This is a genomic window from Pseudarthrobacter sp. fls2-241-R2A-127, assembly GCF_030209355.1.
In the GTDB taxonomy this organism is placed as follows: Bacteria; Actinomycetota; Actinomycetes; order Actinomycetales; family Micrococcaceae; genus Arthrobacter.
On sequence record NZ_JARVSF010000023.1, the window covers coordinates 187723 to 202507 of the forward strand.

Here is a 14785-nt window from a genome sequence, read left to right on the forward strand (position 1 = left end):
TATGGAGCGGCAACCAGCTCAGCGGGGTAAAGGTATCTACACATTGTAGTCAATCACTTGGAGATAACCCAACCTGCAGGAGTCGCGGGTCACATCCCTATTGCGCCTGGCTGGGAATCCAGCAGCTGTCCACCAGGCCCGACACGGACTCCGACTCCGTCAGCACGGTGACGCGCTGGGCGACTGTCCTGCCGCCGTCGGCCGTTGCATCCGCCGCTGACGGCGGGATGTCCACTACCTTCCAGCCCACGACGGCGAACCTGGAATCCAGCGCCTTGACCGCGCACTTCACGGCGTTGCCGGGTTCGCGGGTGACCTGGAAGTCAACTTCTGCAACGGTGGCATCGGTGGTGCTGTAGCCAATGTCCTTGTAGGTCACCCCGGACAGCGAATTCGACGTCGAAACCCATGCGAGGAACCCAATTCCGGCCGCCAGGGCGATTCCGATGGCGGTGCGGGTGGCCACAGGTGTGAACCGGCGCTTTTTAGCACCATACCGATTGGCTAGGCTAGTGTCTGCGGGCGCGGGTTGGGCCGGCTGGTCCGGGGAAGTCACCAAACCAGTTTAGTGCCCTTTCCGGCGGCTCCTTGCGGCGGCTGCGGCCACCGGCAGGCAACCACCACCCGCAACAACATCCCGAGGCTGCGACAAGCCGCAAAACAAGAATAAGGAGCCGTCCTCTCCATGACAGCGTCCAGCAATTCCCAGGTGCCGCTCCGGCTGCTCGCAGTCCATGCCCACCCGGACGACGAGTCCAGCAAGGGCGCTGCGACCATGGCCATGTACGCAGCCGCCGGCGTGGACGTCATGGTGGCAACCTGCACGGACGGGTCGCGCGGTGATATCCAGAACCCGGCTGTTGAAGGCGAACCGCACCCGAAGCGGGACATGGCCGGCGCGCGCCGGCTGGAAATGGCCAACGCTGCCGCCGTCCTGGGCATCCGTCAGGTGTGGCTTGGATTCGTCGATTCGGGCCTGCCCGAAGGTGATCCGCTTCCGCCGCTTCCGGCCGGTTCCTTCGCCACCCTCCCGCTGGACCGGGCCGCGGCGCCGCTGGTCCGGCTGGTCCGTTCGTTCAAGCCGCATGTCATCCTCAGCTACGACGAAAACGGTGGCTACCCGCATCCGGACCACATCATGGCCCACCGGGTGGCGGTGGAAGCATTTGAAGCAGCCGGCGATCCCGCACGCTACCCGGATGCGGGGGAGGCGTGGGAGCCCAGCAAGCTCTACTACGACCGCGCGTTCAGCCCCGAACGGTTCCGTGCACTGCACTTTGCGCTGGAAGAGGCCGGCCTCCAGTCCCCGTATGCGGAGCGTTTGGCCGCCTGGCTCGAATCCGATGCCGAGGGTCACACGCCGCCGCCGGCCGCGCACCCCACCACCACGCAGATTGACTGCGGCGATTACTTCGAAGTGCGTGACGACGCCTTGCGGGCCCACCGGACGCAGGTGGACCCGCTGGGGTTCTTCTTTGCGGTCTCACCTGATATGCAGCGCCGGACCTGGCCCTGGGAGGACTACTCCCTGATCCATTCGCGGGTACCGTCCGAGCTCCCGGAGAAGGACCTGTTCGCCGGGCTAAGATAGTCAGAGCAGGCTATTTCTATCCAGCGTAGAAGTCGGGTGCGGCCAAGGCCCGTGCTGTCCGCTTCCTGCTGCATCCGTTCCACCAGAAGGTATTAACCGTGCATTCTCTGCTCCTCCGCCTCGCCACCACTCCGACTCCGATGCCCACTCCGACGCTCCGGGACGGGATCTCCGAGGACCAGGTAACCCCGGGCCTGCTGGGGTTTGTCATGACGGCCTTCTTCGTGGTGGCCACGGCCCTGCTGATCGTCGATATGGTGCGGCGGATCCGCCGGGTGCGCTACCGCGCCCAGGTGGAGGAAGAGCGCATGGCGGCCGCAGCGGCTGCGGACGTGGAGGCCGCTGATGCGCAGGAGGGGCTCGACGAGGGCCCGCACCCGGCGACGCCCGAGTCCAACGGAAACGGGCTCCAGCGGCCGGGCGGGTAAGCAGCGTCAGGCCAGGACTGCCAGGGCGATCGCGACGAAGTGGGCTGCGAAAGCGAACACCGTCAGCGCATGGAACAGTTCGTGGAAGCCGAAGTGGTGGTAGCTGAAGTTTGGTTTCTTCAGGGCGTAGAAGACGGCGCCCGTAATGTACAGGACCCCGCCCACGCAGATCAGGACCGCTGAAGCCGGGTTCGCCTGGAAGAACTGCGGCAGGTAGAACAGGGCGCCGCATCCCAGCGCAATGTAGATGGGCACGTACAGCCAGCGTGGTGCATCGGTCCACAGCAGCCGGAACAGCACGCCAAGGATGGCACCTGACCAGATGACCCACAGGAGTATCACCGCCTGCGGACGTTCCAGGAGGGTCCACGCAAGGGGCGTATAGGTGCCGGCAATGACCAACATGATGTTGGTGTGGTCCAGCCGCTTGAGGACCAGCTTGACCCGCGGTGACCAGTTGCCGCGGTGGTAGACGGCACTGACGCCGAACAGCAGCACGCCCGTGGCGGCAAAGACGGCAGACGTTATCCGACGGTCCGCAGTGGGTGCCATTACAACGAGGACGATGCCGGCCGCAAGCGCCAGCGGAGCCGTCACGGTATGGATCCAGCCCCGCCATTTCGGCTTGATCATCAGCAGTTCAGCCAGCCGGGCGGCGGCCTCATCCACTTCGTTGGGTCCTGTGCCGTCGGCAGGGTCCCGGCGCTCCGGCGTGGATGGCTGGGAAGCCTGCGGAGAGTCGCTGTTCATTGGTCCAGAATAACTTACGCAACAGTAAGTTACCCGCTGGTAACTTGCCGCTGCGCCTGCCGCGCCCGCACTGGCGCGTCCCGGAGCGCTGCTGGCGGTAGCCTAGGATGTGGATGTACGTACGGCAGGAAAGTCAGGTGAGTGGACGCGTGGAGTTGCCCGGGTTCCTCTATGGCTACTACGAACGCCGGCTGCTCAAGGATCTCCCGCGCGACCGGATTCCCCGCCACATCGGCGTCATGGTGGACGGCAACCGGCGCTGGGCCAAGCAGTTCAACGCGCCCACCAGCCAAGGCCACCAGGCCGGGGCGGACAAGATCCACGAGTTCCTCGGCTGGTGCCAGGAGCTCGGCGTCAAAGTGGTCACGCTGTACATGCTGTCCACGGACAACATGAACCGGTCCAGCGAAGAACTGGACCTCCTGATGGGCATCATCGCCAACACGCTGGACCGGCTCGATGACGACGCCAACATTTCCGTCCACGCGATGGGCGCCCCCGAACTGCTCCCTGACTACCTGGCCGAGCGGCTGAACAAGCTGACCGCCAGGACCCCGGTACGGGAAAAGATCCATGTCAACGTGGCAGTCGGTTACGGCGGGAGGCGGGAAATCGTCGACGCCGTCCGTGAACTCCTGCACGACGCCGTCGCCAAGGGCGCGGACATTTCGAAACTCGCCGACGACCTGTGCGTCGATGACATCTCGCGCTTCCTCTACACGCGCGGCCAGCCGGACCCGGACCTGGTGATCAGGACATCGGGGGAGCAGCGGCTTTCCGGCTTCCTCATGTGGCAGAGCGCCTACAGTGAGTTTTATTTCTGTGAGGCCCTGTGGCCCGCCTTCCGCAAGGTCGACTTCCTCCGTGCCCTGCGTGACTACGCCGGCAGGCAGCGGCGCTTCGGCGCCTGACATCCCGGGTTCACAACTAGTTAATCGACCCGCAACGGGAATCGCCGCGTAATGGTTGCGGAAACAAGCCCGGGTGGATTTACGTTATATCCATCAGCAGGCAAAACCGCCGGCTGATCGGGGAGGCCAATACATGGAGCGAAACATCGCGCCGGTTGTATGGGAGGCCGGACCCGGCCTCGTGGCCGAGCCGCCTCACCAATAACAATTCCGGGCTGGTACCCGGGGCTGGAGTCGATGTGGCTACTTCTGAACAACTGCCCGAAGTCCTTGCTGGACAGGGCGGAAAAGCTACCTCTCGCGCCGAGCGCGTCACTTTTGAAACCGGCGCAGCAACTGATGCTGCGGCCGGTTTTGCTGTCTCCGGAAGGGAAGCCGACATCCACACTTTCGTCATCGACACGTCCGTCCTGATCTCGGACCCGCGGGCCCTCCTGCGGTTTGCGGAGCACGAGGTCGTGGTGCCAATCGTTGTCATCACCGAACTTGAGGCGAAACGGCACGATCCCGAACTCGGCTATTTCGCCCGGAAGGCCCTCCGGCTCCTGGACGATCTCCGGGTCAAGCACGGCGGTCTGAACCAGGCCATTCCCATTGGTGAGGACGGCGGCACCCTCGTAGTGGAGCTCAACCACATTTCGGCGGAGGTCCTGCCGCTGGGATTCCGCAGCGGTGACAACGACAGCCGGATCCTTGCCGTCGCCAAGAACCTGGCCAACGAGGGCCGCAACGTCACGGTGGTCTCCAAGGACCTCCCCATGCGGGTAAAGGCCTCCGCGATGGGGCTCACCGCTGACGAGTACCGCAATGAGCTGGTCAAGGACTCAGGCTGGACCGGCGTGGCCGAAATCGAAGCCGACGAACAGGAAATTTCCACCCTGTACGGGCACGAGCCCGTGTTCATTCCCGCCGCGGCGGAACTGCCGGTCAACACCGGGCTGGTCCTGCTCTCCAACCGAGGCTCGGCATTGGGCCGGGTGGGCGCGGACAAGCAGGTGCGCCTGGTGAAGGGCGATCGCGACGTGTTCGGCCTCCACGGCCGGTCCGCTGAGCAGCGGCTCGCCATCGACATGCTGATGGATCCCGGCGTCGGCATCGTGTCAATCGGCGGACGTGCCGGCACCGGAAAATCGGCGCTCGCCCTTTGTGCGGGCCTCGAAGCCGTGCTTGAACGCCGTGAGCACCGGAAGGTGATTGTGTTCCGGCCCCTGTACGCCGTGGGCGGCCAGGAGCTTGGCTACCTGCCCGGTTCCGAATCCGAAAAGATGAACCCGTGGGCCCAGGCCGTTTTCGACACGCTTGGAGCCCTGGTCAGCCAGGAAGTCGTGGAGGAAGTCATGGACCGCGGCATGCTGGAAGTCATGCCGCTTACCCACATCCGTGGCCGCTCCCTGCACGACGCCTTCGTGATCGTGGACGAGGCACAGTCGCTGGAAAAGAACGTCCTCCTGACCGTCATGAGCCGGATGGGCCAGAACTCCAAGATCGTCCTCACCCACGACGTCGCCCAGCGGGACAACCTCCGCGTCGGCCGCCACGACGGAATCGCCGCCGTCGTCGAAACCCTGAAAGGACACCCGCTCTTCGGCCACATCACCCTGACCCGCTCCGAACGCTCGCCTATCGCAGCCCTGGTCACGGAGCTCCTCGAAGGATAAGCCACCCGCCGGGGAGGGCCGTGGCCGGGTTCGCCGGGCCACGGCCCTTACCGTATGCCGAGGAACTTCACCGCAGCTTCGTGGCCATCCACCTTCAACGTCCAGTCGGGACGGTTGAAGGTTTCGGGAGAGAGGCGGACGTGCTGCAGTGTTTCAACCGTGGTGCCCCAAGCCTTGCGGGTGATGCCGTTCAGTTCGTAGCCGAGGGAGGCCGAGACGCCCAAGGAGGCGGCGTTCCAGGCGGCGGCTTCTGATTCGGCCACCTCTGCGCCGAGCCAGTCAAAGGCCCAGAGGACGACGGCGGCACGCATCTCCTTGCCGAGGCCGCGGCCGTGGACGGACTGCCTGAGCCATGAACCGGTGGACACGGTCCTCAGGGTTGCGAAGTCCTTGGCGCCCACATCCTGGCATCCAACGAACCGGCCCTCGTGCCAGATGCCCAGGAGCAGCGTCCAGTTCTCCGGGGTGCACCCGGCGGCACCGCCAGTACCAGCGGGCCATGTTGGGGCCCAGTTCGTCCTCCGGGAGTTCGGCCCAGGGCATACTGAACGGGTTCCGGCCGGGCTCGTGGATGCCGCTGAGGGCAGCACCGACCGCTGCCGGGATGTCCTGATCGGTGATAGGGCGGAGCTCCAGCCGGGGCGTGGTCAGCTTGAGGTCGAACAGGGGCCAGATGGGGCTCAGGGAAGTCATCCGCGAAGCCTAGCTGAACACCGCCACCGGCACCTGTCACGCTTCCGCGGGGAGGTCCCAGCTGATGTGCCGCCGGACGTCCGTGAGGTTCATGGACTGGGCCAGGAACAGGTCATCAAGCATGTATTCGTCCACCGCAAGGATCCTGATCCAGTGCCCGTAATCCTCCGTCCCCGGTTCAAGCGACCGGCTGGCAACGCACACTCCGGTGCCCACGTCCACGCGGAGGTGCGTACGCCCGGGAAGGCACAGCGGGGCAGAGGTGTCTCCCGGATGGTATGCGGCGTTCGGGACCACCACGGCCTCCAGGACCGGCCTGCCCTCGTGCTCGGCAGGCCGGACGTCCTTGATGTCCAGCGCGTTGCTGCCGGGGAACTCGATCGGTACAGGTGCGTTGCCGGCGAGTTCAACCGGGTCCAGTGCGGCCGAGAAGCGGCCGTTGCCGAATCCCGGTTCACCGTAAGCGGCCTCAGGCCTGCGGCGGACGTGCCCGGCGTCGTCATAGACAGGGGTGACCAGATGGGGCGGCAGGAGCCAGGACTTTCGGGTCGCACTGACATAGAAGACATCGCGGGAATCGTTGATTCCCGTGGTGCTGTGCAGCACCAGGCCGGCCGGATTTTCCAGCCGCAGCGCCCCCGGACGCCGCAGCCAGGCCCGGACGTACGGGGCCCCGGGCCCGGGAGCCGACTCGAATGCCTGGTCCCAGTATTCAAACCTCAGCGACTGCCACTTCCAGGGGGACGACCGGCACAGGTTCCGGAACATGGAGGCGGGGTCTGCGGGGGCGGCAGGAGGTTCCGGAACCGTCCGGCGCCGGGACTCCCAGGTCGACATATCCACAGTTTACGCGGCGGCGCTACGGCCGGTAGGGGCGGATCCAGTAGCATCCGAGGGGTGATCGGACGACTCGGCGAGCTGTGGCAGTACACCCCTGTGGCCTTCTGGCTGGTACTTGCCGCCTGCCTCTACTTTGTGGTGATGGCCGTGCGGCTCACGGTCATCGACGTCCGGCACCACCTCCTGCCCAACCGCATCGTGTTCCCGTCCTATGCGGTGGCGGGGTTCCTCCTCCTGGCTGCTGCCGCGGCGGCTGCCTGGGGCGGCTCTGTGCAGCCCGCGGGGGATCCGAACGGCAATCCGGTCCTGCCCGTCGTTCGGGTGGTGGCCGGTGCGGCGATCCTCTGGCTTTTCTATTTCGTCCTTCGCCTCGTCTATCCGCCGGGGATGGGGTTTGGCGACGTCAAGCTGGCCGGGGTGCTGGGCATGTACCTGGGCTACCTCAGTTGGGGGCACCTCTTCGCCGGTACCTTCATGGCCTTCCTGCTCGGCGGCCTTTGGTCGCTGGCGCTCCTGGCGGCCCGGCGGGGGACGTTGAAGTCTGCCATACCGTTTGGCCCGTTCATGCTGGCCGGGGCCGCGGCCGCCATGCTGCTGCCGGCGTAGGTGCGGTGCCGGGACGTTCGTGGCCTTGGGTAGGCTGGCAGTATGCCTGCACCCGAATACGTCCTGAAACTGCGCAAGAAGATCGGCAACGACCCCCTCTGGGTCCCGGGCGTCCGGGGCGTGGTGGTCGATGACACGGGCAGGATCCTGCTGGCCCAGCGGGCGGACAACCGGCAGTGGGCGCTGATCAGCGGGATGCTGGACCCGGGGGAGCAGCCTGCGCGCGGCCTGGTCCGGGAGATTTTCGAGGAAACCGCCGTGGTGGCTGAAGCCGAACGCGTGGTGTCCGTGGGCGCGGTAGGTCCGGTGACATACCCGAACGGCGACGTCTGCGAATTCCTCGACGTCGTGTTCCTGTGCCGTTACGTGTCCGGCGACGCCAGGGTGAACGATGACGAGTCCCTGGCCGTGGGCTGGTTCGGCCTGGACGAGCTTCCCGACCTCATGCCCGGGCACCTCACCAGCATCCGGCAGGCGCTGACGCCGGCAGGAGCCGTCTACTTCGAGCCGTAGGAACGTCCGGCCCTCGTTGCCGGGCAGGTGACGGGGGCGCCAATACGGAACAGGGGCGCCGCAACCCCCAAGGTTGCGGCGTCCCTGTTGGTCTTCACGGCCGTCCCCAGTGCCCGACGACGGTCAGCGGCCCGGAGAGACCAGCTCGTCGTCGTCCTTGGCCTGGACCCCGTCCGTGTCCTGGTCCGTGTCCTGGTCCACGTCCGGGTCTGCGGAGGCAGGCAGCCCGGCGGCGAGCCGTTCCGCTTCCTCTCCGCCGACGGCCTCCCCGCGCGCCACCATACCGGCGGTGTCCGACAACGGGATCTGCTTCAGTGTCAGGGCCAGCAGCAGCGCCACGGCAATGAAAGGCAGCAGGTACCAGAACACCGGTGCCAGCGAATCCGCGTAGGCGTTCACGATGGCGTCGCGCAGTTGTGGCGGCAACTGGCTCAACGCCTGCGGGTCCAGCGTCCGGGTGGATTGCCCGGCCTGCTCGGCAGAGGCCCCGGCACCCGTAAAGGCGCTGGTCAATGCCTCGGAGAGGCGGGTGGTGAAGATCGATCCGAACACCGCGACGCCCATGGCGGCGCCCACCTCGCGGAAGTAGTTGTTGGTGCTGGTGGCGGTGCCGATCTGGTCGGCCGGTACGGAGTTCTGGACCACCAGGACCACTACCTGCATGATCAGGCCCAGGCCGGCGCCGAAGACGAACAGCTGCAGGCAGATGACCCAGATGGGGGTGCTGGCGGCAAGGGTGGTCATCCACAGCATGGCGGCCATGGTGAACGCGGCTCCCAGGATGGGGAACATCTTGTATTTGCCGGTCTTGGAAATCCGGATGCCCGAGTAGATGGACGTACCCATGAGCCCGGCCATCATGGGCAGCATCAGCAGCCCGGATTCGGCGGCTGAGGTGCCGGAGGACATCTGCAGGAACGTGGGAACGAAGGCGATGGCGGAGAACATGCCAAGGCCCAGGGTGAAGCCGATGGCGGTGGCGTTGATGAAGATCCGGTTCCGGAAGAGGCTCAGCGGGATGATCGGGTCCTCGGCACGGCGTTCCACCAGCACGAACGCTGTGGCCGAGACCAGCAGGCCCGCACCGAAGGCCCAGGTGATGGGTGAATCCCAGCCTTCATCCTTCTTGCCGCCAAAGTCGGTGAAGAAGATCAGGCACGTGGTGGCCGCGGAGAGCAACACCACGCCCAGGATATCGATGCGTTTGTCTGCCTTCTTGTTGGGCAGCGTCAGGGCGAACCAGGCGATCGCAAAGGCGGCAAGGCCTACCGGGATGTTGATGTAGAACGCCCACTCCCAGGTGAGGTGGTCAACGAAGAAGCCGCCCAGGAGCGGGCCGGCCACGGCGGACAGGCCGAAGATGGCGCCCAGCGGGCCCATGTACTTACCGCGTTCCTTGGCGGGCACGATGTCGGCGATGATTGCCTGGGAGAGGATCATGAGGCCGCCGCCGCCCAGTCCCTGGATGGCGCGGAAGATGACGAAGCCCCAGAAATCGGTGGCCAGGGCGCAGCCCACCGACGCGAGGGTGAAGAGCGCGATGGCAACCAGGAACAGGTTGCGGCGGCCCAGGATATCGCCAAACTTGCCGTAGATGGGCATGACGATGGTGGTGGCCAGCAGGTAGGCCGTGGTGATCCAGGCCTGGTGCTCTACCCCGCCGAGCTTGCCCACGATGGTGGGCATGGCGGTGGAAACGATGGTCTGGTCCAGGCTGGACAACAGCATTCCGGCGATCAGTGCGGAAAAGATGATCCAGATGCGTTTTTGCGTCAGCAGGAGTGGTCCTGCCGGCGCCTTGGTGGTGGCGGTACTCATGATTGTCCTTCTGCGGCGGTGGTGTCCGGAATGTCGAGCGGTTGTGAAAACAGGACGCTGGCTGCGGAGATGTTCTCCAGCAGCAGCTCGGGGTAGCTGCGGGTATTGCCCTCGCTGAAGTACGCCATGCTGCTCTTGCGGGCGATGGTGCTGAGCAGCACGACGGCCATCTGAACCACGGGGTGGTCAGCGGTTACTCCTTCACGCCGTGCCACGTCCCGGGCGAACTGGGCCTCGCGCTGTTCCGTTACTCCGATGATCCTGAGGATGAGCTGGGGTTCTTTCTTGACCACCGCGATCAGTTGACGCGTCTCCTCTTCGGAGGCCGACATGCCATCCGTGAGGCGCAGTGACAGCTCCACCAGGTCCCGGAAGAGCGTGGGGGAGATCTGGCCTGCCGGTGATCCGGCTCCGCCGGCAACGAACTCCTCGATGACCTCGGCGGGAATATCGTCATCCGCGTGGCCGATGATGGCGTCTTCCTTGGTGGGGAAGTAGTTGAAGAACGTCCGGCGGGAAATGCCGGCGGCCTCGCAGACCTCTTCCACGGTGTAGCCGTTCAGGCCCCGTTCGGACGTCAGGGCACGGGCTGCCGCGGTGATGGCGCTCCGGGTGGCGGCACGTTTCCGTTCACGCAGCCCGGAGTCAGAAGTTGCACTATCACTCACAAAGTGAAGTTTTGCACTATTTGAATCTCAGTGCAACTTTTTGCGGGGCTGTTCCCCGGGGGGGGCTTAAAGTACGACGGCGGCCGGCACCTTCCGTGTGGAAGGTAACCGGCCGCCGTCGTTCTTGGCGCGGAAGGGGTGCTGCTAGGCCTTATGCGCCGGAGTCGTCATGGTGGTGACGTCCAGGGCCTTGTCCAGGTCGGCTTCGGACACCTTGCCCTCGCCCTCGCCGACGAAACCGAGCTGCTCAGTGGCCTGGCGGATGGTCAGGCCCTCCTTCACGGCGGTCTTGGCGATCTTGGCGGCGTTCTCGTAGCCGATGTACTTGTTCAGCGGGGTGACGATCGACGGGGAGGCCTCGGCCAGGAAGCGCGCGCGCTCCACATTGGCGGTGATGCCGTCGATCATCTTGTCCGCCATGACGCGGCTGGTGTTGGCCAGCAGGCGGATGGATTCGAGCAGGTTGGCGGCCATGACCGGGATGCCCACATTGAGTTCGAAGGCGCCATTGGTGCCGGACCAGGCGATGGCGGTGTCGTTGCCGATGACCTGGGCGGCCACCATGATGGAAGCCTCGCAGATGACCGGGTTGACCTTGCCGGGCATGATCGAAGAGCCGGGCTGCAGGTCTGGGATGGCGATCTCGCCGAGGCCGGTGTTGGGGCCCGAACCCATCCAGCGGAGGTCGTTGTTGATCTTCATGAAGGAGATCGCGATGTTGCGCAGCTGGCTGGACGCTTCGATCAGGCCGTCGCGGTTGGCCTGTGCCTCGAAGTGGTCGCGTGCTTCGGTCAGCGGCAGGCCGGTGTCCGTGGCGAGCAGCTCGATGACGCGCTCGGGGAACCCGGCGGGGGTGTTGATGCCGGTGCCCACTGCGGTGCCGCCCAGCGGGACCTCGGCTACGCGGGGGAGCGAGGCGTTGATGCGCTCGATGCCGTAGCGGACCTGCGCGGCGTAGCCGCCGAACTCCTGGCCCAGCATGACCGGGGTGGCGTCCATGAGGTGGGTGCGGCCGGACTTGACGACGTCCTTGAACTCGACGGCCTTGCGTTCCAGCGACTCGGCCAGGTAGGCCAAGGCGGGAATGAGGTCGTTGATCAGGGCGGAGGTGGCAGCCACGTGCACGGACGTGGGGAACACATCGTTGGAGGACTGCGAGGCGTTGACGTGGTCGTTCGGGTGGACAACCTTGTCACTGCCGGCGGCCTTCAAGGCACGCGTGGCCAGCTCTGCCAGGACCTCGTTGGTGTTCATGTTCGAGGACGTGCCGGAGCCAGTCTGGAAAACATCGATGGGGAAGTCGCCGTCGTACTTGCCGGCAGCCACCTCGTCGGCAGCATCTGCAATTGCCTTGGCCAGCTCGCCGTCGAGCACACCCAGTTCTGCGTTGGCCTGGGCGGCAGCCTTCTTCACCCGGGCCAGCGCCTCAATGTGGGTGCGTTCCAGGGTCTTGCCGGAAATAGGGAAGTTCTCCACTGCCCGCTGCGTCTGCGCGCGGTACAGTGCGTTCACGGGGACGCGGACTTCGCCCATCGTGTCATGTTCAATGCGGAACTCTTCAGTGGAAGTCATGGGGCTAGCTTATGGCGATCCGGCGCCCCATCGAAAACCGTTAAGGGAGGGATGCCGGCGGTCCAGTGGACCGCCGGCAGGTGTCTCCTAGAGCTCGCCGATTCCGTAAACCAAGTCGGCGCGGCCTTCTGCCAGCCGATAGGAAAGACCGACGACGGCGGTGCGGCCGTCCTCGATTGCGTCCGAAATCACACGCGAGCTGTCCGCCAGGCGCTGCGACGTCTGCTTGACGTGCTCCACCACCATGTCGTTGACCTCGGGCTGGTCGTTGCGCAGTGAGGTCAGGACGGAGGGCGTGATGCGCTCCACGAGGTCGCGGATGAAGCCCGCAGGCATCTCACCGGTTTCCACGGCGTCCTTGGTGGCTGTCACGGCCCCGCAGCTGTCGTGGCCAAGGATGACGATCAGCGGCACGTTCAGCACGCCGACGCTGTACTCCAGGGAGCCCAGGACGGCGTCGTCGATCACCTGGCCCGCGGTGCGGACCACGAAGACGTCACCCAGGCCGACGTCGAAAATGATTTCCGCCGCGAGCCGGGAGTCGGAGCAGCCAAAGATCACCGCGAACGGATTCTGCGTCTCCACCAGCGATGAGCGGCGGGACGCATTCTGGTTCGGATGGGAGGACTCGCCGTTTACGAAACGTTCGTTGCCTTCGCGCAGGCGGCGCCAGGCCAGTGCAGGGGTCAGGTTAGTCGTCACGGCCCCACCTTACGGCGTGGGGGCCGCCGACGGTGAAACTGTGACGGCCGGGTTGCTGTCCAGGGAGCTTACGACGGCGGCCGCAAGCGTGGAGAATTCGTCCAGTTGGGCGGCCCCGGAGAGGATGACGGTGCTGCCCCGGAAGTTGAGGATCATCGACTTTTCCCCCTTGCCGGTGTCGCGGAGTTCCCAGTCCTGGCCGCCGGCGTTCCGGGTACCGGTGACGGGGGCGTTCTTGGTCTGCTGAAGGAGCCAGGTGGGGTTGGCGCTCCTGGTCTGCACCAGGGCGATGAACGAGGTCTTGGGCGTCACGTAGCCCACCTCCCACGTGGGCACGCCACTTCCCGTCCCTGCCTCCCACCGTGCATAGTTGGCGCGGAAGGCGTTGCCGGTATCCGGTGCGACGGGTGTGAATCCGGCCACTTCCGCGGCATTCCTTGCCACCGACGCGACGTCGATGTCAGGCCGGTAGCCGTCACTCTTGGGCTGTGGGTTCATCAGGACCACGGGCAGGAAAGCGGCAATGCTGAGGACCAGGGCAATGATCATGCCGATCACCGAGGCGTTGGCCCGCTTGGCTGCCGCCGCCGGAATGACGGGCTTTACGGGGGCATCCGCGCCGGCCTTCGAGGCCTCGGGCCCGCCTTCGGGCTGTGCCTGTCCGGAGTTGGGGCTGGTGGCTTCCTGCATGTCGTTCACTCCTCTATAGTCGCCCATCCCGGAGCCGTAGTTCCATTCGGGCGGCAGCAGGCTGCGGCGGCGCGTGTCCTGGCACATTGCGCTGCCGCGTCATGGGCCGCCCGCCGCGCGGTGCCGCGACTATGATCGGTAGCAGAGGAATCACCGCTCTGCTGCACCGGCAAGCGGGTTCAATGATCGCCACTCGAAGAAGAGGTTCACGTGTCACCAGCGTCCATGACCCAGAAGTACTCCACGATTTCACCGTCCCTTGCGGTGGGCCACGACGAGCCAGACCGCAACCTTGCCCTTGAGCTCGTCCGCGTCACCGAGGCCGCTGCAATTGCCGGCGGCCACTGGGTGGGTTTCGGTGACAAGAACACCGCCGACGGTGCAGCCGTTGACGCCATGCGTTCCTTCCTGCAGACCGTCCACTTCAATGGCGTCGTGGTCATTGGCGAAGGCGAAAAAGACGAAGCCCCCATGCTGTTCAACGGCGAGCGTGTCGGCGACGGCACCGGCCCGGAGTGCGATGTCGCCGTCGACCCGATCGACGGAACCCGGCTGACCGCCCTCGGTATCAACAACGCCCTGGCCGTCCTGGCCGTGGCCGAGCGCGGCTCCATGTTCGACCCTTCCGCAGTGTTCTACATGGAGAAGCTCGTTACCGGCCCGGAAGCCGCGGACATGGTGGACCTGCGGCTGCCGGTGAAGCAGAACCTGCACCTCATTGCGAAGGCCAAGGGCGTCAAGGTCAACCAGCTCAACGTCATGATCCTGGACCGCGACCGTCACCGCCCGCTGGTCGAGGAAATCCGTGAGGCCGGCGCCCGCACCAAGTTCATCATGGACGGCGACGTCGCCGGCGCCATCGCGGCCGCCCGTTCCGGCACCGGCGTGGATGCCCTGATGGGCATTGGCGGCACGCCTGAGGGCATCGTGGCCGCCTGCGCCATCAAGTCCCTTGGCGGCGTCATCCAGGGCCGCCTCTGGCCCACCAGCGACGAAGAGAAGCAGAAGGCCATCGACGCCGGCCACGACCTGGACCGCGTGCTTTCCACGAACGACCTCGTCTCCAGCGACAACTGCTACTTCGCCGCGACGGGCATCACCGACGGCGACCTGCTCAAGGGCGTCCGCTACTCCAAGGACAAGGTCCTGACACAGTCCATCGTGATGCGCTCAAAGTCGGGAACCATCCGCTTTGTGGACGGCGAGCACCGAGCCGACAAGTGGGAAGGCTACGCCCGCAAGAGCTGATCAGCGTCCGGAAACGGATACCAAAGCCCCGGGGCGCCCCTGTGAACTGGTCCCCCAAAGTTGGACTTTTAAATGCTTGACGTTTCACTTTAGCGGC

General features: G+C 65.5%; 15 protein-coding genes and 1 pseudogene. 7 read left to right on the top strand and 9 right to left on the bottom strand.

Features of this window, described 5'->3' with window-relative positions; genetic code table 11:
• Positions 1 to 97: 97 nt before the first annotated feature.
• The gene (locus QRN53_RS16020) at positions 98 to 556 is read right to left on the bottom strand and encodes a DUF4307 domain-containing protein (protein WP_285244827.1); all 459 of its coding nucleotides are present in this window, start codon (positions 554 to 556) and stop codon (positions 98 to 100) included.
• 129 nt (positions 557 to 685) lie between these two features.
• Here QRN53_RS16020 and mca point away from each other — a divergent pair, with 129 nt between their 5' ends.
• Together mca and QRN53_RS16030 are read left to right on the top strand one after the other, a co-directional pair.
• Positions 686 to 1591: a mycothiol conjugate amidase Mca gene (gene mca / locus QRN53_RS16025; protein ID WP_285244828.1), complete on the top strand. Its 906-nt coding sequence runs from the start codon at positions 686 to 688 to the stop codon at positions 1589 to 1591.
• Positions 1592 to 1689: 98 nt separating this feature from the next.
• Positions 1690 to 2019 (top strand): hypothetical protein, encoded by a 330-nt coding sequence (locus QRN53_RS16030; protein WP_285244829.1) that lies wholly within the window; start codon positions 1690 to 1692, stop codon positions 2017 to 2019.
• A gap of 6 nt (positions 2020 to 2025) precedes the next feature.
• Here QRN53_RS16030 and trhA read toward each other — a convergent pair whose 3' ends face one another.
• Positions 2026 to 2769: a PAQR family membrane homeostasis protein TrhA gene (gene trhA, locus QRN53_RS16035; RefSeq protein ID WP_502934852.1), complete on the bottom strand. Its 744-nt coding sequence runs from the start codon at positions 2767 to 2769 to the stop codon at positions 2026 to 2028.
• Positions 2770 to 2918: 149 nt separating this feature from the next.
• Between trhA and QRN53_RS16040 the strand changes: the two genes are divergently transcribed.
• Positions 2919 to 3680 carry an isoprenyl transferase gene (locus tag QRN53_RS16040; protein WP_285244846.1) on the top strand — a complete coding sequence of 254 codons (762 nt, stop codon included), beginning with the start codon at positions 2919 to 2921 and terminating at the stop codon, positions 3678 to 3680.
• A gap of 239 nt (positions 3681 to 3919) precedes the next feature.
• A complete protein-coding gene (phoH2, locus tag QRN53_RS16045; RefSeq protein ID WP_285244830.1) occupies positions 3920 to 5338 on the top strand; it encodes an RNA 5'-3' helicase PhoH2 in 1419 nt (472 codons plus the stop codon).
• A 47-nt stretch (positions 5339 to 5385) separates the two neighbouring features.
• Here phoH2 and QRN53_RS16050 read toward each other — a convergent pair.
• Both QRN53_RS16050 and QRN53_RS16055 read right to left on the bottom strand, forming a co-directional pair.
• Positions 5386 to 6031 (bottom strand): annotated as a pseudogene (locus QRN53_RS16050) (GNAT family N-acetyltransferase).
• Between the two features lie 36 nt (positions 6032 to 6067).
• Complete coding sequence (locus QRN53_RS16055; protein WP_285244831.1) at positions 6068 to 6868, bottom strand: hypothetical protein; 801 nt, start codon at positions 6866 to 6868, stop codon at positions 6068 to 6070.
• A gap of 60 nt (positions 6869 to 6928) precedes the next feature.
• Here QRN53_RS16055 and QRN53_RS16060 point away from each other — a divergent pair, with 60 nt between their 5' ends.
• Together QRN53_RS16060 and QRN53_RS16065 are read left to right on the top strand one after the other, a co-directional pair.
• Positions 6929 to 7477 (top strand): prepilin peptidase, encoded by a 549-nt coding sequence (locus QRN53_RS16060; protein ID WP_285244832.1) that lies wholly within the window; start codon positions 6929 to 6931, stop codon positions 7475 to 7477.
• A gap of 42 nt (positions 7478 to 7519) precedes the next feature.
• Positions 7520 to 7990, top strand: a complete 471-nt coding sequence (locus QRN53_RS16065) for an NUDIX hydrolase (RefSeq protein ID WP_285244833.1) — start codon at positions 7520 to 7522, stop codon at positions 7988 to 7990.
• Between the two features lie 123 nt (positions 7991 to 8113).
• On the opposite strand, the gene QRN53_RS16070 is transcribed toward QRN53_RS16065, so the two are convergent.
• The 5 genes from QRN53_RS16070 to QRN53_RS16090 all read right to left on the bottom strand — a co-directional run bounded on the left by QRN53_RS16070 (position 8114) and on the right by QRN53_RS16090 (position 13527).
• Positions 8114 to 9808 carry an MDR family MFS transporter gene (locus QRN53_RS16070; protein ID WP_285244834.1) on the bottom strand — a complete coding sequence of 565 codons (1695 nt, stop codon included), beginning with the start codon at positions 9806 to 9808 and terminating at the stop codon, positions 8114 to 8116.
• Positions 9805 to 10476, bottom strand: coding sequence for a TetR/AcrR family transcriptional regulator (locus tag QRN53_RS16075; protein WP_285244835.1), 672 nt, complete (start codon positions 10474 to 10476; stop codon positions 9805 to 9807). The genes QRN53_RS16070 and QRN53_RS16075 overlap by 4 nt, the downstream gene beginning before the upstream one ends.
• Before the next feature lie 144 nt (positions 10477 to 10620).
• On the bottom strand, positions 10621 to 12048 hold the full coding sequence (locus QRN53_RS16080) for a class II fumarate hydratase (RefSeq protein ID WP_285244836.1): 1428 nt from the start codon (positions 12046 to 12048) through the stop codon (positions 10621 to 10623).
• Positions 12049 to 12135: 87 nt separating this feature from the next.
• A complete protein-coding gene (locus tag QRN53_RS16085) occupies positions 12136 to 12750 on the bottom strand; it encodes a carbonic anhydrase (protein ID WP_285244837.1) in 615 nt (204 codons plus the stop codon).
• Between the two features lie 9 nt (positions 12751 to 12759).
• Complete coding sequence (locus tag QRN53_RS16090) at positions 12760 to 13527, bottom strand: DUF4245 domain-containing protein (RefSeq protein ID WP_285244838.1); 768 nt, start codon at positions 13525 to 13527, stop codon at positions 12760 to 12762.
• Between the two features lie 138 nt (positions 13528 to 13665).
• On the opposite strand from QRN53_RS16090, the gene glpX reads away from it, so the two are divergent.
• On the top strand, positions 13666 to 14688 hold the full coding sequence (glpX, locus tag QRN53_RS16095) for a class II fructose-bisphosphatase (RefSeq protein ID WP_285244847.1): 1023 nt from the start codon (positions 13666 to 13668) through the stop codon (positions 14686 to 14688).
• The last annotated feature ends 97 nt before the right edge of the window (positions 14689 to 14785 follow it).